Genomic DNA, 22,426 nt, shown 5'->3' with positions numbered 1-22,426 from the left:
AGGCGGCGCAGGCGCTGCCTCATTCGCGCAGATCCCGGATGCGCACCGTGGCGGTCTGGCCGGCGATCAGATGTACCCCGGGTGGCACCTGGTCCAGCGCGATGCGCACCGGTATGCGCTGCGCCAGGCGTACCCAGTTGAAGGTCGGATTGACGCTGGGCAGCAGGTTCGGCCCGCTGCTGCGGTCCTGGTCCTCGATGCCGGGCGCAATGCTCTGCACATGCCCGCGCAGGGGTGTGCGCTGGCCCATGATGTGCACTTCTGCGGCGCTGCCGACGCGGATCGCTGGCAGCTTGGTTTCCTCGAAATAGCCCTCCACGTACTGCGAGCCGCTGGCTACGACCGACAAGGCCGGCTTGCCGCGGGTGGCAAAGTCGCCCGCCCGCGGCAGGCGGTCGCTGAGGTAGCCGTCCACCGGGGTGGTCACGCGGCAGCGGGCCAGGTTCAGCCTTGCCACGTCCACCGCGGCGTCGGCTTCCTCCACGCGCGTCTGCGCGGCGGCCACGGCGTCGGCTGCGCCCGCCCCGGTGCGCCGGGCCTGGACCAGCGCGGCGCGCGTAGATGCGGCCAAAGCCTGCGCCTGCCTCAATGCCAGGGTGAAGCGGTCCTGGTCGACCACGAACAGGACCTGGCCGCGTTGCACCCGGGCGTTGTCGCCGACGAGCACGGCCGTGACCACGCCGGAGACGTCCGGGGCCACCTGGACCACGTCTGCGCGCACATGGCCGTCGCGCGTCCATGGGGCTTCGGTGTAGTACTGCCAGAGATGCCAGGCGGTCAGCGCCGCGGCGGCAACGGCTGCCAGGGTCACCGCGACGGGGCCGAGCAGCGAAAGCTTGCGTTTCATGATGGAGCCTGCCAGACGAGCGCGACGACCGCGCCCAGTACGAGGATGTAGAGCGAGAAATTGAAGAGGGACCGGTGCCACACGATGCGGTAGAAGCCGATCCGGGTGAGCCCGGCGCACACGCCGGCGGTGATGGCGAACGCGGCCAGCATCCATACCACGGCGGCTGGCACGTATACGCCGTACAGGTCGAACTCAGTGGCGTGCATGGTGGTCTGCGTCCGTCAGTGGGAAAAGGGCAAGCCGGATGGTGGCGAGCGCAGCCACCGTCGGGCGGTGGCCGCCGTGCCCCGTCGCGGGCAGCGCCGCGAAGGCCGCGTCGACCTGCGCGGCCAGCGCCGGCATGGGCGTGGAGGCGTAGCCGGCGCGCGCGCACTGGTGGTAGTGGCGCGCTACGCCTGCCAGCACGCGCTCCACGGCACGCCTGCGGGGCGCCGGCAGGGCTGTACAGACACGCCGCAGCGCGAGCACGGCGGATTCGACCAGGAAGTCGGCAACCGCGCTGCTGGCCTGTTTGCCAGCTGGACTATTCCGGCGCGTCAGCGGCGGCCACTGGCGCAGCAGGCGGTCCAGCATGCGGCCGCGCAGACGGGCGCTATTGACCGGCGCTCGCGGATGCGCGGCCAGCGCGATCTCGTCCCAGTTGGCCCTGACCAGCCGGTACGCCACCAGCTGCTGGCCGAAGGGCTGCATCAGCACCGCCCACCATGCGGCGAAGGCCAGCGCGGCCAGGCTTGCCAGGCTGAAGTTGAAGATGCCGGCAAGACTCGCGGCGTTGAGATGCTGCGGGCCTGGGAACGATGCTGTCGTGACAGCCAGCAGCACCCCGAACAGCGCCAGGCGCGGCTGCGTCGTCATCGCGCCGATGACCAGCCAGGGGCCGAACAGCAAGGCGGCCAGCGAGCCAAAGTCATGCGCCAGCGCCAGCACCACGAATTGGTAATACCAGGACAGCAGCGTACAGGCGACGCTCCAGGCAATCACCCGGCCGGCAACCAGCCGCGGCTCCTCGGTGGTGGCAATGAAGCAACTGGCGAGGGCGGCCAGGCCGACCGGGCCGGCCCCGTCATGCCAGCCCGACACCATCCACAGCAGGCCCGCGACGAACGTGGCCGTGCCAGCCGTGGCAGCGCGGATCAGCAGCTGGGCGTGATCATGGTGCCGTGCCTGCCCGGCGGGTTCCACGCGATAGCGCAAGGCGGCGGGCTCGTTCCCGCCCTGGCGCAGGCGTGCCTGCAGCAGGCGGCAGTCGTGCCAGAGGTAGGTCAGCTCATCGAGATAGGTACAGGTAGCCGCGACCAGCCGTGCGTGCCAGTCCGCGGGCTCGGCCTGTGCCGTGCCCGGCGGACAGAAGGAAGGCACAGGCCGGCACGCCGCTTCGTTGCCGGCGATCCATGCCAGCGTGGCGCGCATCCGTTGCGCGACGGTGTCGGGCATGCCTGCGGGATGCCGGCGCAAGGCGCCGGCAGCATCGGCAAGTGCCAGCACCAGCGGCAGCAGGGCCGTCATGCGCTGGTGCAGGGCCCGTGCGTGCCGCAGCGTCAGCGCGCCGTCAGATTCATAGGTCAGTTGGGCAATCTGTGTTTGCATCGCCAGGATATCGGCGGCGAGCAGGCTGAAACTGTCATGACGCTGAGCCGCGCTGGCATCGGTGGCCAGCATGCCGGTGATCCAGCGCGAAGCGTGGGCCAGCCAGGCGGACGCTCGCGCGGCCAGCGCCGGCCTCGTCCTGACGGGAAAGACCACCGCGCTGACCACGCTGGCGCAGACGATGCCGATCACAATTTCCTCGATGCGGGCAAGCGCCATGTCGAAGACGGTCGCCGGATTGGATACCGTCGGCAGCGCCACGATCGGCAGCGTATACGCGGCCAGCAGGCAGATGTAGTTGCGCGGCGCCGGTTCCAGCAGCGACAGGTAGAGCAGGGTGCCGGTCCAGCACGCGATCGCCGCCATCAGCAGCACGGGCGCGTCGACCAGCAAGGGCACCAGCGCCACCGCGCAGACGGCGCCCAGCAGCGTGCCGATGACGCGGTAGGTGCCCTTGGCATGGGTGGCGCCGGCCAGGGGGCTGGACACCAGGTAGACCGTGGCCATGGCCCAGTAGGGCCGCGGCAGGCCGAGTGCCAGCGCCACGTAGAGCGCCAGTATGGCGGCGCCGAACACCTTCAGCGAATGAATCCACGGCGCGGGACCCGGGCTGCCCGCGCAAGCTGCCGCGAATAGGTCGAGCACGCTGCGCGCATTGCGCGCGGGCAGCGTGGCACGGGAGAGCAGGCTGGAGGACCGCATGGCTTCAGCTGGCCAGCCCGGCCACGCGCATCGCCAGCCGCATCAGGCTGCCGCAAGCGAAGACCGTGCCCACGCCCGCCAGCCAGAGTGCCAGCAGCCAGCCAAGTCGGGCCGCCAGCCGGGAACGCAGGAAGCTTGCCATCAGTGGTACCCCTCGCCGCGCTTGACCTTGCCGCGAAACACGTAATAGGACCAGGACGTGTAGGCCAGGATGATCGGCACGATGAACAGCGTGCCGACCAGCGCGAAGCCCTGGCTTTGCGGGGCGGACGAAGCCTCCCAGATCGAGATCGACGGCGGGATGATGTTGGGCCAGACGCTGATGGCAAGCCCGGTATAGCCCATGAAGATCATCAGCAGCGCGTACAGGAACGGCGACACGTTCGGGCGGCTGTGCAGGGCCCGGTAGATGCCGGCGGCCGAGGCCAGCACCAGCAGCGGCACCGGCAGGAAGAAGAACAGGTTGGGCAGCGCGAACCAGCGTTGCGCGATTTCAGGGTGGGTCAGCGGTGTCCACACGCTCACCGCCGCGACCATCGCCAGCATCACGCCCGTCAGCACGTTGGTCACGCGCAGCATGGTCCATTGCAGCCGGCCTTCGGTCTTCATGATGAGCCAGGTCACGCCGAGGAAGGCGTAGGTGATCACCACGCCCACGCCCGTGAAGATCGGGAACGGCGCCAGCCAGTCGAGCGCGCCGCCGGTGTAGGTGGTGCCCTGCATGGCAATGCCGTCGATGTAGGCACCCAGCGTCACGCCCTGGAAGAAGGCGGCGACCACCGAGCCCCACGTAAACGCAGCATCCCACCAGGGGCGGCTGCGGTCGCTCGCCTTGAAGCGGAACTCGAAGGCCACGCCGCGGAAGATCAGGCCCAGCAGCATGAACGTCAGCGGCAGGTAGAACGCGCTGAGCAGCACCGAATACGCCAGCGGGAACGCGCCGAGCAGCGCTGCGCCCCCGAGCACCAGCCAGGTCTCGTTGCCGTCCCAGACCGGCGCCACGGTATTCATCATGACGTCGCGGTCATGGCGGTCGCCAACGAAGGGGAAGAGGATGCCGATGCCAAGGTCGAATCCGTCCATGATGACGTACATCATCACGCCGAAGAAAATCAGGCCGGCCCAGATAACGGGAAGATTGATGCCCATATCGATCACCTGTTCAGAATTTGCGCTGGCCGTGCGGGGCCATGGCGCTGGATGCGGAAGCCGCGGTGATGGCGGCAGGAGCGGCACCGAGGCTGCCCGGCCCGTAGGAAGGCGGCACTTCGTGCTGGTGCGTGTCAGCGACGGGGCCGGCGCTCGCCAGCTTGAGCATGTAGCGGATGCCCACGCCGAAGACGATGAAATAGACCACCACGAACAGCGCCAGCGACAGCGCGACCGGGCCCGCCGCATGCGCGGAAACGGCATCTCTGGTGCGCATCAGGCCATAGACCACCCACGGCTGGCGGCCGATCTCGGTGGTCATCCAGCCGGCCAGCAGCGCGATCAGGCCGGTGGGCCCCATCAGCACGGCGAACCGCAGGAACGCGCGGGACCGGTACACGGCGCCGTTGCGGCGCAGGACCCATCCCAACCCGCCGAACAGGATCATCAGCACGCCGAGACCAACCATGGTGCGGAAGGTGAAGAACAGCACAGTGGCATTGGGGCGGTCTGCCTTGGGGAAGTCCTTCAGGCCGCGGATCTGGCCGTCAAGGCTGTGCGTGAGGATCAGGCTGCCCAGGCGCGGGATCTCGATGGCGTAGCGCGTTTCTTCGCGTGCCATGTCCGGGATGCCGAAGACGATCAGCGGGAACCCGCCCTTGTCGTCCTTGGGCGCGGTGTTCCAGTGCCCCTCCAGCGCCGCGATCTTGGCGGGCTGGTGCTCCAGCGTGTTCAGGCCGTGGGCGTCACCCACCACCGCTTGCAGCGGCGATGTGACCAGCACCATCCACAGCGCCATCGACAGCATCTTCCGGGCGGCGGGTACGGCGCGGTCGTGCAGCAGCTGCCAGGCCGAGGATGCCGCCACGAACAGTGCCGTGGACAGCAGCGCGGCGATGACCATGTGCGCGAGGCGGTAGGGGAACGACGGGTTGAAGATCACGGCCAGCCAGTCGGTAGGCACCACCTTGCCGGCGACGATTGCGTAGCCCGCGGGCGTATGCATCCAGCTGTTGGAAGCTAGGATCCAGGTGGAGGAAATGATGGTGCCGAGCGCGACCATCACGGTGGAGAAGAAATGCAGCCCCGGCCCGACGCGGCTCCAGCCGAACAGCATCACGCCGAGGAAACCCGCTTCCAGGAAGAAGGCGGTCAGCACCTCGTAGGTCAGCAGCGGGCCGGTGATGCCGCCGGCAAACTGCGAGAAGAACGACCAGTTGGTGCCGAACTCATAGGCCATGACCAGGCCGGAAACGACCCCCATGCCGAAGTTCAGGGCGAAGATCTTGATCCAGAACTGGTACAGGGTCCGGTACACGGTGTCCTGGGTGCGCAGCCAGCGCGCTTCCAGGAACGCCAGGCAACATGCCAGCCCGATTGTGATGGCGGGAAAAAGGATGTGAAAGGAAACCGTGAATCCGAACTGGATTCGAGCGAGTTCCAGCGCTGTGAGTCCGTGCATCGATGTGCTCTCCGTGGGGTTGCCGCCAGCACGACGGCGTGTCGCGCGACACTACGGACAATGTACGGATGACAGCTTCTCTGCGAGGAATACAGTTCTGGCGGAACCGCTGAAGCTCAGTTTGGGATGGTGAGCAGCGCGTGCCATGCGCAATCGCGCCACCAGTACAGATGGCGCGATTGCGCAGGATCACAGTCAGGGATGGACGCCGCCGTATCGACGATCCGGAGCCCGGCGCGGGCGCTCAGCTAAACAGGGTCATGGCCTTCCCGAGGGTCGACCAGATCCCTGCACCCAGCGGAATGAGCACATAGGCCCAGAACGCGAGCAGCAGCATGGTCTTGCCGAAAGTGCGGTCGTTATGCATGGTTGATGTTCCTGTATGTTGGAAGCTGGGGATGGCATTCAGGCTGCGCTGGTCGCTTCGCGCAGGTGATGTCGCGCATGCACCGGCCGGATCAGCAGGTTGCAGACGAAGCCCGCCACCAGCAGGCCCGCCATGATGTGCAGGGTGTCGACGTAGACCTCTGACCTGGGCACGCCCAGCGCCAGCTTGTGCTCGCGGATGTAGTTCACCAGCGCCGGCCCGGCGATCCCGGCGGCGGCCCAGGCGGTCAGCAGGCGGCCATGGATGCCACCGACGTAGGCCGTGCCGAACATGTCCGCCAGGTAGGCGGGAATGGTGCTGAAGCCACCGCCATACATGGTCAGGATCAGGAAATAGCAGGCCACGAACAGGACCACGTTGCCGGACGCGCCAATGGCCGGCACGGCCAGGTAAAGCGCGGCGCCGCAGGCGAAGAAGATGGCGTAGGTCGTCTTGCGGCCGAAGTAGTCGCTGGCGGAGCTCCACAGGAAGCGCCCGGTCATGTTGCCGATGCTGAGCAGCCCGACGAAGCCGGCCGCGGCGGCGGCGGTGATGCTGCCCTTGAAGGTTTCCTGGATCATCACGGCCGCCTGGCCCAGCACGCCGATGCCGGCCGTGATGTTCAGGAACAGGATTAGCCAGAGCAGGTAGAACTGCGGCGTCTTCAGCGTCTGGTCGATGTGCACATTGGCGTGCGTGACCATCTTGCCAGCCTTGGCGGTGGGAACGTAGCCCGCGGGCGCCCAGCCCGGGGCAGGGATGCGGATGGCCAGCGCGCCAAGCGACATCGAGATGAAGTAGACCACGCCCATGACGAGGAAGGTCTGCGCCACGCCCGCGCTGGTTGCGCTCTTGAAGTAGTTCATCAGGGCGACGGACAGCGGCGCGCCGATCATCGCGCCGCCGCCGAAGCCCATGATCGCCAGCCCGGTGGCCATGCCGCGGCGGTCCGGGAACCAGCGGATCAGCGTGGAGACTGGCGAAACGTAGCCCAGCCCGAGGCCGATTCCGCCCAGCACGCCGTAACCCAGGTACAGCAGCCAGATCTGGTGCAGCCAGATGCCCAATGCCGAAACCATGAACCCGCCGCCGAAGCAGCACGCCGCCGTGAACATGGTGCGCCGCGGCCCGACCTTCTCCAGCCACTTGCCGGCAAAGGCGGCCGAGATGCCGAGGAAGAAGATCGCCAGCGAGAACACCCAGCCCAGCGTGGTCAGTTGCCAGTCGCCTGGCGCGGAATGCGTGACGCCGAGGATCCGGGTCAGCGGTTCATTGAAGACCGAGAAGGCGTAGGCCTGGCCGATGCACAGGTGCACCGCCAGCGCGGCGGGCGGCACCATCCAGCGGTTGAAGCCGGGGCGGGCGATGATGGCTTCTTTGGAGAAGGGCGACGGCCGCGATGTTGGCCGGGATGGCGATGCGTGTGGGGACTTTTGCGAGGGCGTTTGCGCTTGCGCGGGATATGACATGAACTTGTCTCCTACCTGGAAGTGGCAGCCTCTCTTTTTTCGTCGGGTGCGATGGGCTGGGAGCGCGTCGTTGAGCAAGGGCCATGCCCGTGGTGGAATCCGTTTGCCGTCAACGGCTTGCAGCGCGCTGCCCGCGCGGTGAGGCGAGGCCATGGACAAAATGTCCAGGCAGCGGCCCGGCGCGCGGGCCAAACTGTCCATCTCCGAGCCGCGGCATCGGAGGCTGGCTCGGTTTACTCCCAATACTTCCGATTAGCGCACTGTCGCTAGACTGGCCTTTCGCACCAAGCGGGCCTTAGAATCAAAGTGATGAGCGAACGACAAACCAACGCAGCCGAATCCGACAACTGGCAGCGCCGCACGATCCTGGTGGTGGACGACGAGGCCGGCATGCGTTCGTTCCTGTCCCGGGCGCTGGAGGGTAAGGTGGACAGCGTGGTGACGGCCGACAGCGCCGAGGCGGGCGCCGCGCTGCTGGAGCAACGCCATTTCGACCTGATCCTGCTCGATGTGGCGCTGCCTGGCGTCAGCGGGGTGGAGTGGCTCAAGGCACTGCGCGCGGCCGGCAACCCCGCCGATGTCATCCTGATGACGGCCTTCGCCGACATGGACACGGCCATCGCCGCGCTACGCTCGGGCGCCGCGGACTTTATCGTCAAGCCGTTCCGCGTCGACCAGATGCTCAACGCCATCCGGCGCTGCTTCGACCGGACCCGGCTCGCGCGCGAGAACTACCTGCTGCGCCGCGAGCTGGACAAGTACACCATCCACAAGCACTTCATCGGCGAGTCGGAAGCCATGAAGAAGGTGATGGCGCTGGTGGCGCGGGTGGCACCGATGCCGTCGACGGTGCTGGTGACGGGCGAGTCCGGCACCGGCAAGGAAGTGGTGGCGCGCGAGCTGCATCGGCTCAGCGGGCGGCAGGGCCAGTTCGTGCCGCTGAATTGCGGCGCGATGGCGCCCGAGATCGTCGAAAGCGAATTGTTCGGCCACGCCAAGGGCGCCTTCACCGGGGCGGCCGGGGCACGCCACGGGCTGTTCCTCTATGCCGACGGCGGCACGCTGTTCCTGGACGAGATATCGGAGCTGCCGCTGCCGATGCAGGCCAAGCTGTTGCGGGTGATCGAGGACCGGCGCATCCGGCCGCTCGGTACCGAGCGCGAGATCGCCGTGGACGTGCGCATCGTCGCGGCCTGCAACCGCAACCTGGCCAACGAGGTCGCCGCCGGTCGCTTCCGCCAGGACCTTTACTACCGGCTCGACGTGGTGTCCGTCGCGATCCCGCCGTTGCGCACGCGGCCGGAAGACATCGTGCCGCTGGCCGAGCATTTCTCGGAGCAGTTGTCCGCCCAGCTCGGGCTGCCGATGGTGCCGCTGTCCCCTTCGCTGGTGCGAATGCTCAAGAGCTACGACTGGCCAGGCAATGCGCGCGAACTGCGCAACCTGGTGGAGCGTGCCTTGATCCTGGGCGAATACCCGGTCGAGCTGCTGGCGCAGCCGGCTGATCCGGCCAAGGCCAGCCTGCCGGCGGAGGCCGGAGAGGACACGGCCGCGCCGGCGGATGACGCAACGCTGCTGGAGACGGTGGAGCGGCTGCACATCCTGCAGGTGCTGGCGGCGGAGGGCGGCAACCGGGTGGAAGCCGCGCGCCGGCTGGGCATCTCGCGTCGCACGCTGGACCGGAAGTGCTTGCAGTGGGGCCTGCGTTCTTGAGCCTCATTCGCCCGGGCGCACTGCTGCGCCGCTATCGCGCCTCGCTGCGCGCCAAGCTCGTGTCCATCGTTATCGCGCCCTTGCTGGTGGCGCTGGTGGCACTGCTGCTGCTGATGGCGCTATGGGGCGATCGGGTGTTCCAGGCGCTGCTGACCTACAAGGTCAATAGCGACCTGCTGGTCGCCCACGAGTACTTCGAGCATATGGTCGGCGGTGTGGAAGACCGGGTCCTGCAGGAGGCCAGGTCGCATGCGCTGGTGAATGGCCTTGGCCGCGGCGGCGCCATGCCCGGCATCCTGGCCGAAGCGCGGCGCGCGCACGGGCTCGATTTCCTGCAGTTGCTCGATCCGCAAGGGCGGCTGCTTGCCGCTACGCCGGCCAGTGCCGCGGGTACGGAGTATGCCGCCTGGCGCGTGGTGGCCAGTGCCGCGGCCGGCCGCGCGGATGCCGCCACGGATGCCTGGTCCGCCGCGCAGCTGGCTGCCGTTTCCGGCGACCTGGCCCGACGCGCACAGGTGGCGCTGCGCCCCACCGCCAATGCGGCGCCCACCGACAGGACCCTGGAAACCCGCGGCATGGTGGTGCACGCCGCGGCGCCGGTGTTCGATGAAGCAGGCGCACTGGTGGCAATCCTGCACGGCGGCACGCTGCTGAACAACAACCTCGGTTTTATCGACACCATCAACGCACTGGTCTACCAGCCGGAATCCCTGCCCCGTGGCAGCCAGGGCACGGCGACGCTGTTCCTTGACGACACGCGCATTGCCACCAACGTGCGGCTGTTCCATGGCGAGCGGGCGCTGGGGACGCGGGTCTCCCGCGAGGTACGCGACAAGGTGCTGCTGCGCGGCGAGAAATGGCTGGACCTGGCCTTCGTGGTCAACGACTGGTACATGAGCGCCTATGAGCCGATCGCGGACAGCCGCGGCCGGCGCATCGGCATGCTGTACGTGGGCTACCTGGCCCGGCCGATCAGCCAGGCCAAGGACCTGGCGCTGGGCGTGCTGGTGGGCTTGTTCCTGCTGCTTGCCGTGGCGGGAGCGCTGTTCTCGCTGCTGTGGGCCAGGCGCGTGTTCACGCCGATGACACGGATGGTCGGCACCATGCGCGCGCTCAAGGCCGGCAATGCCGAGGCACGCGTAGGCCCGGTCGGCAGCGAGGACGAACTGGGGCAGCTCGCCGGCCAGTTCGACCAGTTGCTGTCGGACCTGCAGCAGCGCAATGCCGAGCTCAGGGACTGGGCCGACTCGCTCGATCGCAAGGTGGCCGAGCGCACCCGGGAGCTGGAGGATGCCAACGCCGTGCTGCGCGCCACCCGCCAGCAGCTGATCACGTCGGAGAAGCTGGCGGTCGCAGGACAGCTAACGGCGGGCGTGGCCCATGAAATCAACAACCCGATCGCGGTGATCCAGGGCAACCTTGACGTGGCCCGCGAGATCCTCGGCCCGGCGGCGGAGCCGGTCCGGCACGAGCTCCGGCTGATCGACGAGCAGGTGCGGCGCATCTACCTGCTGACCAACCGGCTGCTGCAGTTCATCCGGCCGGAGGAGTTCGCCGGAAATATGGAGCGGCTGGACGTGGGCGAAGTCGCGGCCGGTTGCCTGGACCTGGTCCGGCACCTGATAAAGGGGCCGGAGATCCGGATCGGGCAGGACTGGCAGGCGACGCGCCGCGTGCGCATCAGCCGCGGCGAATTGCAGCAGGTGGTCGTCAACCTGCTGACCAATGCCATCCACGCCATGCCGGAAGGCGGCACGCTCACGCTGGCCACGCGGGACTGGGAAGAGCACGGCGTGACGCTGCATGTGCGCGACACGGGCCGCGGCATCCGTGAAGAAGACTTGCCCAATCTGTTCAATCCGTTCTTCACCACCAAGAAGCAGATGGGGACCGGCCTCGGATTGTCCATCAGCTATGCGCTGGTGGAGCGCTATGGCGGCCGCATTACCGTGGAGAGCAAGCTGGGGCAGGGCGCCGAGTTCATCGTGTGGCTGCGCGAAAGCGGGGCGCCGGCGTAGCAGTCCTGCGCCGGAAGCACCATCCCATCGCGTCGCGGATGCGATGGCTAGCGCCCCTCTGCCGGACTATTTTTCCTTGCGTAAAAATTCGAAACTTCCTCGATCTCTTGATCGCTCATCGCTCGCGCCATATTGCGCATCTGCGCCTCGCTGTCATTACGACGGGTACCCTCGCGGAACGCACGCAACTGGCTTGTCAAATAGGCTTGCGGCATGCCTTCGAGCCACGGCGCGCCAAATTTCTGATCCACGCCCCCGTGGCAAGAAATGCAGGGCGCCACGTTGCGCAGCGGGTCTCCCACGCGCACCAACCCGGGCAGGTTCTCGTCGTAGGTCGTCGGCGCCGTGCGGGCCTTGGGAAGCGAAGCGTAGTAGGCCGCGAGGTCGGCGATGTCGCGTTCGGAGAGATTGCGGGAAAGCGTCTCCATGATCGGACTATGACGCTTACCCGTCTTGTAGTCCTGCATCTGCTTGATAACAACTTCGGGATACTGTCCGGCGAGGTTGGGCGCATTGGATGCGCTCATGCCCTGCGCGCCGTGGCACATGGTGCAGTTCAGCGCGAGCGTGGCACCCCGGCCTATGGCGTCGGCCGGCGCGGCATGGCCCATTGCGCGGTCCAGCACGACGTTGGTGGCGACGTGGCCGGTACGGGCAGCGCTGTTGGCGGCCCATTGGGATGGTACCCCCGCGGCACGGCAGATGGTGTCCCACAGTCCACGCACGGTAAAGTCGCCTTGCGCCGTGGGCAGCCACAGGAAACCGACCAGCATCAGCAGGGCGGTGAGCACGGCCAGAGCCATCACACTCTGCCTGCCGAGCGGGCTGCGGTCCGGGGGCGTACGGTTGTCTTGCATCAGCGGCTCCCGATGGGCACCACCGGCACGCGGGCGTTGTCCAGCATGGCCAGTTGCACGATGGGATAGCCATAGTTCACCAGCGTCAGCGCGATCATCATGCCCACCCACAGCGCGTAGCCATTCAGCGCGGCTGGCGGCCGGGCGCCGGGATGTAGCGGCTGGCTAAAGGTGTAGGGGGCGGGCGCCGGCCCGGGGCGTCGCTGGGCGCGGGCGAGGATCAGCACAAACAGGATGGCCGACACGACCATCGCCAGCCCCCCGAAGGTGGAGGCCGTTACCGTCCATGCCTGCGGATGGAGCGCCGGGTGGCTGTAGTCGTAGTAGGCCATGCGGCGCGGCATGCCGAGCAGGCCCACCCAGTGCCACGGCAGCGACAGCACCAGCATGCCGAGGAACCACAGCCACAGTTGCAGGCGCACCAGCCCCGATTGCAGCGGCGCGCAGCCCGTGAGCTGCGGCCACAGGTCGTAGGCGACCACCATGTACATGATGACGATGGCGCCGGCGAAGATCAGGTGGAAATGTCCCGTGACCCACTGCGTGTTGTGTACCGTCTCGTTGAGCTGGTAGCTCATGTTGATAATACCGCCGGCGCCGCCCAGGCCGAGCATGATGAAGGAGAACGTTACCGCCAGCATCATCGGGTCGCGCCACGGCAGCGCCGTCAGCCAGCCGAACACGCCCTTGCCGCCGCGCAGCCGCCCCGCGATCTCCACCGAGGCGACGATGGTAAACACCGTGAGCAGCGTGGGCACTGACACCAGCGCTGTCATGGCCGCATGCACGAACTTGAAGCCCGCGCCGACCTGCGGATCGGCAAACAGGTGATGGATACCGATGGGCATGGAGAAAACAAGGAACAGCGCGAAGGCTACCCTCCCCATCGTGTCGCTGTAGAGCCGCCCGCCGATGGCGCGCGGCACGATGCTGTAGAAGGCCACGTAGGCCGGGATCAGCCAGAAGTAGACGATGGCATGCAGGGTCCACGAGAAGAACACACGCGCTAGCCCGGCGTTGATGGTGTCGGTCAGCCCCAGCGACGCGGGCAGGATCAGCACCAGCACCTCGACCGCCGCACCCACCGAGGTCCACGCCCACAGGTAGGCGCCGGCCACTGTGCCGTACAGCGCCAGCGGGACGGTTGCGCCGGGGTTGTCTCGCCGCCAGGCGTGCAGATTCACCGACATCAGCGCCACCCACACCCACGAGCCCACCACCACCAGCACCACGCCGAGGTAGTAGAACGGGCTGCCGATCATGGGCGGGTAGAAGGTGTAGAGCACCGACGCCTTGCCCAGCCCCATGGCGATGGCCGCCAGCACCGTGCCCGCAATCACCAGCCAGAAGCCGAGCCACGCCCAGCGCAGCCCCAGCAGAGGCCGCTTCAGCGACAGCTCGGTGATGGCGTAGCCGAACCCCATCGCCACCAGCGTGGGCATCACATAGGCCATGACCGTACCGTGGGCGGTGACGGAGCGGTAGTAGTGCTCGGGATTGTTGACCCACTGCGCCAGCGGGCTGCGGATGAACATCTGCCATTCGCCAAGCAGGATGGCGCCGAGGAAGGCGACGAAGGCGACCCAGAAATGCGCGAGGACGAGCTTTCTAGCGAGAAACACAGTTCATCCTTTCCGCGCCACGCGCGCGGGTCATGAACTCCTCCCGGGGCAGCACCTGCACCCGCGCCCACATTGCTTCGTGACCCGTGCCACAGTACTCGTGGCAAGGCATCAGGTGCTCGCCTGCCTTGGGGAAGGTGGTGGTGAAAGTGGCGACGAAGCCGGGGATGAGCATCGTGTTGGCGTTGGTCGTGCCGACGATGAAGCCATGGATAGCGTCGGCGGCGGTGCCGCGGAAGGTTACCGGCACGCCTGCAGGCACCACGATGCACTGTGGCTCAAAGGAGTACTGCTGAGCGATCAGCCGCACCGTGACCTTGCCGTCGGCGTCCACGGCGGTGCCCAGGTTGCCCTCGGCGAACTCGCCGCGCAGGTGCAATGTTTTCACATCCACCGTCTCCACGCGCGATGGCGGCATCGACGCCCAGTGCAGCCCGGCGAAAATCATCAACAGAATGATCACGGCGATGATGAGACCGACCACCACGGCCCAGCGCCGCTCGGCCGCGACCGCGACCGCTTCGGCGTGATGGCCGTCCGGGGCGGCGGACGGACTGGAAGGCGGCGTCGCTGCGTTCACTGGACCATCCCCCTCGGCACGTGGATGAAGAACCAGAAGGCGAGGTAGATCAGCACGACGATGGCCGTCGCCACCCCCGCCACGGCGAAGGCGCCGGTCGGCCCCGCGCTGACCACGCGGTGCAGGTCGGCCTCGGTGGGCTCGATGGGCTCGGAATGGTCCGGATCGGGGGCGCCCGGTTTCGCGCTGGGTATCGAACTGGGTGGGGTCATCGGATTCACTCCGGCAGCAGCTTGCGCAACTCATTCACCTGATTGGGGGCGACCGGCGTTCCGGCATTGCCCCACGCTACGCGGATATAGGTGACGACCGCGGCAGCCTTATCGTCGTCAAGAATGTGTGAGAACGGCGGCATTCCGTGTGGCCGGGGGTTCTTGGCGGTGCCAGGCGCATAGCCGCCGTTGAGGACCATGCGGATGGAATTGACCGGCGATGCCATCGTGATCGACTGGTTGCCGGCCAGCGGCGGGAAGGAGGGCGGATGGCCCTTGCCGTCCTCGGCATGGCACATCGCGCATTGCTGGGTGTAGATCTGCCGGCCCAGTTCCATCACCGCCGGCTGGACCAGCCGCGCCTGGCTGGTGGGTGGCGGCTCGGTGTCGCGCGGGGCCAGCGACTTCAAGTAGACGGCCATGGCTTCCACGTCCGCATCCGTCAGGTATTGCAGGCTGTTGTAGACCACTTCGGCCATCGGTCCATACACCGTGCCCCGGTGAGAGATGCCCACCTGCAGCAGGTCGGTGATGTCCTTGATCGGCCAGTTGCCCAGTCCCGCCTCGCGATTGGAGGTCAGCGACGGCGCGTACCAGTTCTGGTTCGGGATCATGCCGCCTTCGAATTCCTTCGATTCGCTGGAGCCGCCCAGCACATTGATGGCCGTGTGACACATCGCGCAATGGCCCAGCCCCTCCACCAGGTAGGCACCACGGTTCCATTGCACCGTCTGCTTGGGATCGGGCTGGTACTCGCCTTCCTTGAAATACAGGGTGCGCCAGCCGATCAGCAACTCGCGCTTATTGAACGGAAAGCGCAACTCATGTGGCCGGTTGGGATGCTTCACCGGCGGCACCGACATCAGGTAGGCATAAATGGCATCCAAATCCGCGCGCGTTACCTTCGTATACGAAGCGAACGGCATGGCTGGGTAGAGCAGGGTGCCATCGCGCGAGACGCCGGTGTGCATCATCTTGTAGAAGTCGTCAGCGCTCCACCGACCGATGCCGGTCTCATCGTCGGGCGTGATGTTGGGCACGTAGAGGTTGCCGAAGGGGGTGGCCATTGGCCGTCCGCCGGCAAAAGGTTTTCCGTTTGGCTCGGTGTGGCAGGCGACGCAATCGCCGGCGCGGGCCAGGTACTCGCCCTTGGTGATGACCTGGGTGGCAGCGCCGACCGGCCCGGACGGGGCGGCTTTGGTCGGCGGCGAGCCCGCCTGCTGCGGCGCCGAAGTGGGGCGCTGCATGAAGCGAATCGCCAGCACCACGATGACGAGTATGACCGCAGTGCCGAGGATGAGTACGGGCCAACGTTTCATTGCATCACCGCTGGCTGCCGCAAGCCAGCGGCATGCGAACCAGGTTTGAGGATTCCGGCGACGGGTCGCTCGGCGCCGGCTGCTGCGACAGCCACTCAGCCACCGCCGAAACGTCGGCGTCGCTCAGCCGCCCGGCGATGCGCTTCATGCAGTCGGGATCGGCCGCATGGCGCTCGCCTACCTTCCAGCGCGTGAGCTGGCCGACGATATACGCGCGGCGCAGCCCGACCAGCCCCGGAATGCCCGGCTCCATCCCGGTCAGCCCGTTGCCGTGGCAGGCGGCGCAGGCCGGAATGCCCTGGCCAGCGTCGCCCTTGGTCACAAGTGCCTGACCGCGGGCGAGCACGGGCGGCGCGGCGTTGGTGCTCTCCTTGGGCGCGAAGGGCGGCCGCAGCTTGGCGAAGTACTCGGCAATTTCTTTCAGATAGGGGTCGGGCAGGTAGGCCACCAGGTAGTTCATCGGCGGATACCGCCGCGTGCCGTCGCGAAAGGCCGCCAACTGGTTATAGAGGTACCCTGCCGGCTTGCCGGCTATGCGGGGGAAGTAGCCGTTTGCTGTGCCTTGGCCGCTCTGGCCGTGACAGGTGACGCAGCCCTGCACCCTGGCTTCGAGAGAGTCCACTTGCTTAAAAGCCGGGACGGCCTCAGGCTGCGCGATCCCAACCAGGGGAAACACAAGGAGCGTCGCGAGCGGCGTGAACTTCCATGTGGGGCGCATGGGCGGTGTGCCGTGTGGGATGCATCAAGCGTAGACGTCAAGCGTGCCGTGTCAAGCGGAAAGGCAACTTCTTCAATTGTGACCAAGACGCCACGGCACTACCGATGCGGGGCCGGCGCTCGCCGCCATGGGCGTCTGCTATCTTGGATTGGATCAGTAGACATTTCCCGTGGCATTGCATTGGTAAGGGGGGCCGGCACCGGGCGCTCCGACGACCCCCGCAATCCCTTCCCCTCGTGCGCACGGGGCGCAGCTTGTCGTGAAATGGGGGCAAAGCCATGAGAAAAGTGCGACTCGCAGGTCGGTTCGGTGCACCAGACAGTAAAGGCCTATGCGCCAATCTGGGCCGCCATTGTCTGGGGAGCGCTATCGTCCTTGCTGTCGCCGCCGGGTCGGCGCATGCCGCGCCGACGGATGCCGAAGGCTGGCAATTTGCCGTTGCCCCGTACCTTTGGCTGCCAAACGTGAGCGGCGCTTTGCGTTTCTCCGGATCCTCGTCTACCGGAGGTGGCAACCTCGATGTTGGGGCGGGGCCGGACAGCTATCTCCAGAATTTGCAGTTTGTTCTGATGCTGCAGGTCGAAGCCAGCAAGGGAGATTGGAGTGTCCTTGCCGACGCGATCTACCTTGACTTTAGTCGTCAGCAAACCACCCTCAAATCCGTGGGGGCGGAGGGCGGCACCAGGGTTGTCGTCCCGCGCGACGTGGCGACCGATGTAAACAGCGGCCTGAGCGGCGGCCTGTTCGCCCTTGCGGGGAGCTATACAGCGCTGCGGGCACCTTGGGGAACTGTCATGCCGTTGGGCGGGCTCCGATATCTGAACCTGAGCGCTAACGCAAACTGGACATTATCCGCAACGTTCAATCAACAAGGCGCGACATTGGCAAGACAAGGGGGCGTATCGCAGACGGCGAATATCGTCGACGGCATAGTCGGTATGCGTGGGCGCATCAATCTCAGTAGCAGCGGCAAGTGGTATGTGCCGTATTACCTTGACTTCGGCACCGGTTCTTCCAGATACACGGTTCAAGCGTACGGGGGGGCGGCATACGCGGCAAGGTGGGGGGATGTGCAATTGTCCTATCGCTACATCACCTACCAACTGGGCGGTAACCAGTTGGTGCAAAGGCTCACCCTAAAGGGGCCGATGCTGAGTGTGGTGTTTCGCCTCTGAGTCCAATAACCGGCTGCGCTCCTCATTGGGAAGCGGACTAGTGCCCCGCGGGAGTGGCCGCTGCTCCTGGAGTCCAGCTGGTTCACGCCGGCGGCGTGGACTTGGACCAAGACCTCGCCATCGCGCAATTCGGGACTCGGCATCTCTGCCGGCCGCAACGCACGTTTCTGTCCGTATCGTGATGGTGGCCTTATTCTTTACTGCTCGTTGATAATGGAAAGCCAGAGCGCGGTGCCGTCGCTGATGCGTGCGGTCTGGCATGACTTTGGGTGGAGAGCTGGCCATGGAGTTGCTGCTGCTGTTCGCACTGTTCACCAAGCATCTCGTGTGCGACTACCTGTGGCAGCCGAGCTGGATGCTGGCCGGCAAGGGCGACTTCCGGAGCCCAGGTGGCTATGCCCACGCGGGGCTGCATGGCCTGTGTACCGCGGTGCTGCTCGGCGGCTTCGGTGTGGCCCATTGGCTCTGGCTGGGGATCTTCGACGCCGTCGTCCACTACATGGTCGACCGCTGGAAGGTGCGCCACGGCCGACGCGCCAATCTGACGCCAAACTTGCCGCAGTTCTGGTGGGCATTTGGCGTGGACCAGTACGCGCACGTGCTGACCTACCTCGCGGTGGTCTGGCTCGCCGGGAAGCTGAACTGATTCGTCGGCTTCCTGTCTGCCACGCGCGCGTGTGAGCTGGTCCAATGCCATCGGCTCATCCAAAGTATCTAGTTCTGGCTGGACAGTCTCTCCTCACAGATTTGCTGGTGTAGCTTCGCGAAACGCTCTTGCACATTTTCCCCGAAGAGCGGATCGGGGCTCTCCGGAACGGAGGCGGCAACGGCTGCCCAATCCTCTTGTGTCAGCAGCTGAGCAGCGCGCGGCATTGCGTGTCGCTCTTCAGTCGAGAGATGATTCCGGTAGTACACAAGGTACATGGCTGCGGCTGCCTCCAGAGCCGCGCGCGAACTTATGACATCTCCTTCGGCTTCATTCAGGCGGTCTAAAAGCGCTTCGCCCACATTGGCAATCACGCGATGCTCTTGCTGGAGCCGGTTAACCACAACCTGCATGCCGGGATCTCGCTCAACGAGCCGCGCGTACGCGACATCCTCGCGGGGATGGTGGACGCGATCGCCAAAATTCCGCAGGTAATAAACGATCGTGCCCATCAAATTGTAATTTGGCTGCTTTCCACGGTGAAAAACGTCTACCTGCTCTTCCAGAAGGTCGAGTAGCCGAGCGAAATTGATGTGGTCGGCATGCCATACAGAAAGTGAGTTGGCCATGGTGCGCTCCAGCGAAACGGGTTAAGTTCAGGTTGCGTTCGAAGCCGACCCGCAATCGACCGTGACGCAGTGGTGCTCGGTTGCCCTTTGAGGCGTTACAGTTGCCCGCGATGCCTCCTGTCAGTGTGAAAACAAAGCAGGAACTTCGGTGTGACGCATCAACGTCCGCGTTGTCCCGCCCATCACAAGCTCCCGCATGCGGGAGTGGCCATAGCCCCCCGCCACCAGGAAGTCCGCGCCAAGCTCCCCGAGCACATCGCAGATAACCCGACCAACTGGCAAGGAAGTCTGTTCGGTCCGCACGGCAGCAACGATGCCATGGCGCTGCAGGTAGTGACGCAGCCCCGCGACCGGCTCCGATTTCGCATCTGGCCTGCCGGCGCGGTCCCACACTGCAAGTATCGTCACCAGCCTGGCGCGAAGGAGCAGTGGCATCGCATCGGCTACCGCCCTTGCGGCCTCGCGCTGGCCGTCCCATGCAATCACGACGTGGCCGCCATGCAGGCGGTGGACCTGGTCAGGCAGGACGACCACCGGCCGCCCCGCATTCAGCAGCACATATTCGGCCACCTCGGCCGCAAGCGATGGCACGCCGCCCCCTGTGGGGGCCGGCCGCGCGAGCAGGACGATATCGGCCACGCGCGCCTCCTGCGCCAGGACCCAGCCGGCCTCCTCCGCCACGACGTGATGCGAGAACGTGACCCGGGGTGCGGCATCAGCCAACGTATTGCCCAGCAACTCCCCATACGACGCGGTCTGGCTCAGCAGTCGGCGGCGCGCAAGTTCTGCGTACCGCGCCGCATCGTCGCCGGCGCCACGTACGGGATCGATGCGCACGCCAGTCGCGCTGGCACCAACGACATGCGCCCCAAAGCAGGAAGCCAGGTCCCCAGCCATGCGGATACGGGCGACGCAACCGGCGTCTGGCCCGAGCTCGACAACGATCGTCCTATAGTCCATCAGAGTGCCTCCGCCTGGACCGTTGAAGCGTTTTCATGGCAGTCACCGCTTTCGGTTTGGTCTGTCTTCGCTTCAGCGCGAGAACAGCACAGGTACCGTCATCGACTCCAGAAGCGTGCGCGTGACGCCGCCAAGCACCAGTTCGCGCATGCGACCGTGTCCATAGGCACCCATTACGATCAGGTCGGCATTAAGATCCGCCGCGCGCGAAAGCAGGAGCTCGCCGATGGTCAGGTCAGCACCCCCGGGACCGTGTTCGATTTCCACGGCCACGCCGTGGTGCTCCAGCACGCGTGCGGCGTGGCTGACCGGGGTGGCATCGGCTCTGGCCTCCTTGGCCGCAGTGTGTGCGCAAAGAATGTGCGCCTGTGCGCCGGCCATCAGAGGCACAGCATCGTGAAGCGCCCGCGCCGCCTCCCGGCTGCCATTCCACGCGACGATAACCCGCGTACCCACGGTGGGAAACTTGCCGGCGCATGGCACGACAAGCGTCGGGCGGCCGGTCTCCAGCAGCAACGATTCCAGCAGTTTTCGGGCCACCGGGCCTTCGGTATTGTCGGCGTCGTACTGGCCGGCAATGACCAGTCCGGCCTCGCGGGCCTCGCGCAGCACCGTCGCCACGGACTCGCGTTCTGCCGCACGCCACTCCGTGCGCACCGGCAGCGCTTGGGTCGCAGCAAGGAACTGCACCCGGATGTTTTCCCTCACCTGCTTGCGCCGGGCCAGATCGTCCGCCACAAATTGCTGCGCGCCATCCATGAGGTAGAACCAGGCGGGATCGGGAATGAAACCGGCGTACATGCCGATCAGCGGGCATTGGCTGGCCGCCGCAATCCGCCCCGCCACTGCGAGCCGCTGCAGTGCCTGCGGATTGCTGTCCAGATGAACCAGGATGCTGTCGTAAGCCATGATCGCCCCCTCACTGAAGCTACAATTCAGTCTAGGCAGCAGGGTCGACCGGCTCTTGACCCAGATCAACGGGCCTGTCCAGTTGCGGCACCCGTCATACGGAGTCCGAGACTCAGGGGGGCATGTGGAGCCCTCAAGTATTGCTGCCGTCTCTCGAGCATTTGCTCGCGATCTGGAACGCCGCCAGGCCCGCCGCTTCGGGTAGACGCATGTCAAGCGCGTATCGACGCCGGCGTCTACGCTGAATGCAACGAGCCGAAACAACGATCTCGCGCATTCGTGCCTGTCGGGAGGCCCATCATGTACCAGCGGATCCTGCTCGCCGTTGACGGCAGCCGTTCTTCGGACTTAGCACTGAGCCAAGCCATCCGACCGAGGCCGACGTGGTCTGCAGCAATACCGAAGGTTAGCTGCGCCGCGGCGCCATAGGCGGTGACGGAGCGCCACGCCATGCCCCAAACCATGCAAGCGATGATCTTCGAGGGCGCTGGCCTGCCGCTGCGCCTTCACAACGTGCCGGTTCCCGATCCGGGGCCTGGCGAACTGCGCATCGCCGTGGCGGCTTGCGGGGTGTGTCGGACCGACCTGCATATCGCCCGTGGCGACCTGCGCCATCCCAAGCCCATGCTCATCCCGGGGCATGAAATCGTCGGACAGGTGGAATCATGTGGCGCTGGTGTCACCGCCTTCAAGCCGGGCGACCGTGTGGGCGTGCCATGGCTCGGACATACCTGTGGCCATTGCAGCTACTGCCTGCGTCATCAGGAAAACCTCTGCGATACGCCGCAGTTCACCGGCTATACCCGGGATGGCGGCTATGCTGAGTACGTAGTTGCTGACAGCAGCTATTGCTTCCGGATTCCACCCACCTACGATGACGAACATGCTGCGCCACTACTCTGCGCAGGCCTGATCGGCTACCGGACGCTGCGCATGGCGGGCTTGGCCGGCGATGCACACCGCATCGGTATCTACGGTTTCGGCGCCGCTGCCCACCTGGTGACGCAGATTGCCGTGGCGCAAGGCCGCGAGGTCTACGCCTTCACCCGCACGGGCGACACAGGCGCCCAGCAACTGGCATACCAGACTGGCGCTTGCTGGGCCGGTTCGAGCGACCTCCAGTCGCCCGTGCCGCTGGACGCGGCGCTGATCTTCGCTCCGGTCGGCGCGCTGGTTCCAAAAGCACTGAGCGCCGTGGGCAAGGGTGGCACCGTTGTCTGTGGCGGGATTCATATGAGCGATATCCCAAGCATGCCTTACCAACTGCTTTGGGAAGAAAGGCGCCTGTGTTCCGTGGCCAATCTCACGCGGGCCGACGGCATCGCGCTGATGGATATCGCCACCCGGACGCAGCTGCATACGCACACCACCGCCTATCCGTTGGAGCAGGCCAATGCGGCACTGGCCGATCTGCGCGAGGGCCGCCTTTCCGGTGCCGCCGTCCTGAGACTCCGGCAATAAATCCCCGGCAGATATCTGTTC

22 protein-coding genes are annotated in these 22,426 nt (G+C 66.2%); 5 read left to right on the top strand and 17 right to left on the bottom strand.

Features of this window, described 5'->3' with window-relative positions; translation table 11 throughout:
* Window positions 1–19: 19 nt before the first annotated feature.
* From K307_RS12870 to K307_RS12845, 8 genes are all read right to left on the bottom strand, one after another.
* Entirely contained in the window at window positions 20–847 is an 828-nt protein-coding gene (locus K307_RS12870) for an HlyD family secretion protein (protein WP_042878686.1), read from the bottom strand.
* Complete coding sequence (locus K307_RS12865) at window positions 844–1,056, bottom strand: DUF1656 domain-containing protein (RefSeq protein ID WP_042878685.1); 213 nt, start codon at window positions 1,054–1,056, stop codon at window positions 844–846. Before K307_RS12865 ends, K307_RS12870 begins: the two co-directional genes overlap by 4 nt.
* Window positions 1,043–3,139, bottom strand: a complete 2,097-nt coding sequence (locus K307_RS12860; protein WP_051974846.1) for an FUSC family protein — start codon at window positions 3,137–3,139, stop codon at window positions 1,043–1,045. The genes K307_RS12865 and K307_RS12860 overlap by 14 nt, the downstream gene beginning before the upstream one ends.
* Before the next feature lie 4 nt (window positions 3,140–3,143).
* On the bottom strand, window positions 3,144–3,281 hold the full coding sequence (locus K307_RS47770) for a DUF2474 family protein (RefSeq protein WP_155301136.1): 138 nt from the start codon (window positions 3,279–3,281) through the stop codon (window positions 3,144–3,146).
* On the bottom strand, window positions 3,281–4,288 hold the full coding sequence (gene cydB / locus K307_RS12855) for a cytochrome d ubiquinol oxidase subunit II (RefSeq protein WP_042881936.1): 1,008 nt from the start codon (window positions 4,286–4,288) through the stop codon (window positions 3,281–3,283). Before cydB ends, K307_RS47770 begins: the two co-directional genes overlap by 1 nt.
* A 13-nt stretch (window positions 4,289–4,301) precedes the next feature.
* The gene (locus tag K307_RS12850) at window positions 4,302–5,750 is read right to left on the bottom strand and encodes a cytochrome ubiquinol oxidase subunit I (RefSeq protein WP_042878684.1); all 1,449 of its coding nucleotides are present in this window, start codon (window positions 5,748–5,750) and stop codon (window positions 4,302–4,304) included.
* A 244-nt stretch (window positions 5,751–5,994) separates the two neighbouring features.
* A complete protein-coding gene (locus K307_RS49410) occupies window positions 5,995–6,117 on the bottom strand; it encodes an MFS transporter small subunit (RefSeq protein WP_022538703.1) in 123 nt (40 codons plus the stop codon).
* A 38-nt stretch (window positions 6,118–6,155) separates the two neighbouring features.
* Window positions 6,156–7,586: an OFA family MFS transporter gene (locus K307_RS12845; RefSeq protein ID WP_042878683.1), complete on the bottom strand. Its 1,431-nt coding sequence runs from the start codon at window positions 7,584–7,586 to the stop codon at window positions 6,156–6,158.
* Between the two features lie 309 nt (window positions 7,587–7,895).
* Between K307_RS12845 and K307_RS12840 the strand changes: the two genes are divergently transcribed.
* Window positions 7,896–9,299, top strand: coding sequence for a sigma-54-dependent transcriptional regulator (locus K307_RS12840; RefSeq protein WP_042878681.1), 1,404 nt, complete (start codon window positions 7,896–7,898; stop codon window positions 9,297–9,299).
* A gap of 5 nt (window positions 9,300–9,304) precedes the next feature.
* A complete protein-coding gene (locus K307_RS12835; RefSeq protein WP_051975050.1) occupies window positions 9,305–11,317 on the top strand; it encodes a sensor histidine kinase in 2,013 nt (670 codons plus the stop codon).
* Between the two features lie 47 nt (window positions 11,318–11,364).
* On the opposite strand, the gene K307_RS12830 is transcribed toward K307_RS12835, so the two are convergent.
* From K307_RS12830 to K307_RS12805, 6 genes are read right to left on the bottom strand one after another with little or no spacing between them, the layout of a single operon-like run.
* Entirely contained in the window at window positions 11,365–12,174 is an 810-nt protein-coding gene (locus K307_RS12830) for a c-type cytochrome (protein WP_042878680.1), read from the bottom strand.
* The gene (locus K307_RS12825; protein ID WP_042878678.1) at window positions 12,174–13,796 is read right to left on the bottom strand and encodes a cbb3-type cytochrome c oxidase subunit I; all 1,623 of its coding nucleotides are present in this window, start codon (window positions 13,794–13,796) and stop codon (window positions 12,174–12,176) included. The genes K307_RS12830 and K307_RS12825 overlap by 1 nt, the downstream gene beginning before the upstream one ends.
* Window positions 13,783–14,376 (bottom strand): cytochrome c oxidase subunit II, encoded by a 594-nt coding sequence (locus K307_RS12820; protein ID WP_042878677.1) that lies wholly within the window; start codon window positions 14,374–14,376, stop codon window positions 13,783–13,785. Before K307_RS12820 ends, K307_RS12825 begins: the two co-directional genes overlap by 14 nt.
* Window positions 14,373–14,588 carry a hypothetical protein gene (locus K307_RS12815; protein WP_042878676.1) on the bottom strand — a complete coding sequence of 72 codons (216 nt, stop codon included), beginning with the start codon at window positions 14,586–14,588 and terminating at the stop codon, window positions 14,373–14,375. The genes K307_RS12820 and K307_RS12815 overlap by 4 nt, the downstream gene beginning before the upstream one ends.
* 5 nt (window positions 14,589–14,593) lie before the next feature.
* Window positions 14,594–15,907 carry a c-type cytochrome gene (locus K307_RS12810; RefSeq protein WP_042878674.1) on the bottom strand — a complete coding sequence of 438 codons (1,314 nt, stop codon included), beginning with the start codon at window positions 15,905–15,907 and terminating at the stop codon, window positions 14,594–14,596.
* Between the two features lie 4 nt (window positions 15,908–15,911).
* Window positions 15,912–16,625 carry a c-type cytochrome gene (locus K307_RS12805; protein ID WP_042878672.1) on the bottom strand — a complete coding sequence of 238 codons (714 nt, stop codon included), beginning with the start codon at window positions 16,623–16,625 and terminating at the stop codon, window positions 15,912–15,914.
* A 278-nt stretch (window positions 16,626–16,903) separates the two neighbouring features.
* Between K307_RS12805 and K307_RS12800 the strand changes: the two genes are divergently transcribed.
* Both K307_RS12800 and K307_RS12795 read left to right on the top strand, forming a co-directional pair.
* Window positions 16,904–17,800 carry a hypothetical protein gene (locus K307_RS12800; RefSeq protein WP_042878671.1) on the top strand — a complete coding sequence of 299 codons (897 nt, stop codon included), beginning with the start codon at window positions 16,904–16,906 and terminating at the stop codon, window positions 17,798–17,800.
* A gap of 283 nt (window positions 17,801–18,083) precedes the next feature.
* Window positions 18,084–18,446: a DUF3307 domain-containing protein gene (locus tag K307_RS12795; protein WP_051974845.1), complete on the top strand. Its 363-nt coding sequence runs from the start codon at window positions 18,084–18,086 to the stop codon at window positions 18,444–18,446.
* A 68-nt stretch (window positions 18,447–18,514) separates the two neighbouring features.
* Here the strand turns inward: K307_RS12795 and K307_RS12790 are convergent, their stop codons facing one another.
* The 3 genes from K307_RS12790 to K307_RS12780 all read right to left on the bottom strand — a co-directional run bounded on the left by K307_RS12790 (window position 18,515) and on the right by K307_RS12780 (window position 20,944).
* On the bottom strand, window positions 18,515–19,075 hold the full coding sequence (locus K307_RS12790; protein ID WP_042878668.1) for a hemerythrin domain-containing protein: 561 nt from the start codon (window positions 19,073–19,075) through the stop codon (window positions 18,515–18,517).
* Between the two features lie 120 nt (window positions 19,076–19,195).
* A complete protein-coding gene (locus K307_RS12785) occupies window positions 19,196–20,035 on the bottom strand; it encodes a universal stress protein (protein WP_042878666.1) in 840 nt (279 codons plus the stop codon).
* Between the two features lie 72 nt (window positions 20,036–20,107).
* Window positions 20,108–20,944, bottom strand: coding sequence for a universal stress protein (locus tag K307_RS12780; RefSeq protein ID WP_042878664.1), 837 nt, complete (start codon window positions 20,942–20,944; stop codon window positions 20,108–20,110).
* Between the two features lie 450 nt (window positions 20,945–21,394).
* On the opposite strand from K307_RS12780, the gene K307_RS12775 reads away from it, so the two are divergent.
* Window positions 21,395–22,405 (top strand): zinc-dependent alcohol dehydrogenase family protein, encoded by a 1,011-nt coding sequence (locus tag K307_RS12775; RefSeq protein WP_042878662.1) that lies wholly within the window; start codon window positions 21,395–21,397, stop codon window positions 22,403–22,405.
* Window positions 22,406–22,426: the final 21 nt, after the last annotated feature.

The organism is Cupriavidus necator A5-1 (assembly GCF_000744095.1).
GTDB classification, from domain to species: domain Bacteria; phylum Pseudomonadota; class Gammaproteobacteria; order Burkholderiales; family Burkholderiaceae; genus Cupriavidus; species Cupriavidus necator_A.
This window is presented reverse-complemented; position numbering and strand designations above follow the sequence as displayed.

Excerpts from the sequence above, each read along its gene's own strand:
- K307_RS12775 (WP_042878662.1), top strand. The coding sequence starts at position 21,395 with ATGCCCCAAACCATGCAAGCGATGATCTTCGAGGGCGCTGGCCTGCCG.
- K307_RS12815 (WP_042878676.1), bottom strand. The coding sequence starts at position 14,588 with ATGACCCCACCCAGTTCGATACCCAGCGCGAAACCGGGCGCCCCCGAT.
- K307_RS12805 (WP_042878672.1), bottom strand. The coding sequence starts at position 16,625 with ATGCGCCCCACATGGAAGTTCACGCCGCTCGCGACGCTCCTTGTGTTT.
- K307_RS12810 (WP_042878674.1), bottom strand. The coding sequence starts at position 15,907 with ATGAAACGTTGGCCCGTACTCATCCTCGGCACTGCGGTCATACTCGTC.
- K307_RS12790 (WP_042878668.1), bottom strand. The coding sequence starts at position 19,075 with ATGGCCAACTCACTTTCTGTATGGCATGCCGACCACATCAATTTCGCT.
- K307_RS47770 (WP_155301136.1), bottom strand. The coding sequence starts at position 3,281 with ATGGCAAGCTTCCTGCGTTCCCGGCTGGCGGCCCGACTTGGCTGGCTG.
- K307_RS12860 (WP_051974846.1), bottom strand. The coding sequence starts at position 3,139 with ATGCGGTCCTCCAGCCTGCTCTCCCGTGCCACGCTGCCCGCGCGCAAT.
- K307_RS12785 (WP_042878666.1), bottom strand. The coding sequence starts at position 20,035 with ATGGACTATAGGACGATCGTTGTCGAGCTCGGGCCAGACGCCGGTTGC.
- K307_RS12800 (WP_042878671.1), top strand. The coding sequence starts at position 16,904 with ATGAGAAAAGTGCGACTCGCAGGTCGGTTCGGTGCACCAGACAGTAAA.
- K307_RS12865 (WP_042878685.1), bottom strand. The coding sequence starts at position 1,056 with ATGCACGCCACTGAGTTCGACCTGTACGGCGTATACGTGCCAGCCGCC.
- K307_RS12850 (WP_042878684.1), bottom strand. The coding sequence starts at position 5,750 with ATGCACGGACTCACAGCGCTGGAACTCGCTCGAATCCAGTTCGGATTC.
- K307_RS12845 (WP_042878683.1), bottom strand. The coding sequence starts at position 7,586 with ATGTCATATCCCGCGCAAGCGCAAACGCCCTCGCAAAAGTCCCCACAC.
- K307_RS12780 (WP_042878664.1), bottom strand. The coding sequence starts at position 20,944 with ATGGCTTACGACAGCATCCTGGTTCATCTGGACAGCAATCCGCAGGCA.
- K307_RS12795 (WP_051974845.1), top strand. The coding sequence starts at position 18,084 with ATGGAGTTGCTGCTGCTGTTCGCACTGTTCACCAAGCATCTCGTGTGC.
- cydB (WP_042881936.1), bottom strand. The coding sequence starts at position 4,288 with ATGGGCATCAATCTTCCCGTTATCTGGGCCGGCCTGATTTTCTTCGGC.
- K307_RS12830 (WP_042878680.1), bottom strand. The coding sequence starts at position 12,174 with ATGCAAGACAACCGTACGCCCCCGGACCGCAGCCCGCTCGGCAGGCAG.
- K307_RS12840 (WP_042878681.1), top strand. The coding sequence starts at position 7,896 with ATGAGCGAACGACAAACCAACGCAGCCGAATCCGACAACTGGCAGCGC.
- K307_RS12870 (WP_042878686.1), bottom strand. The coding sequence starts at position 847 with ATGAAACGCAAGCTTTCGCTGCTCGGCCCCGTCGCGGTGACCCTGGCA.
- K307_RS49410 (WP_022538703.1), bottom strand. The coding sequence starts at position 6,117 with ATGCATAACGACCGCACTTTCGGCAAGACCATGCTGCTGCTCGCGTTC.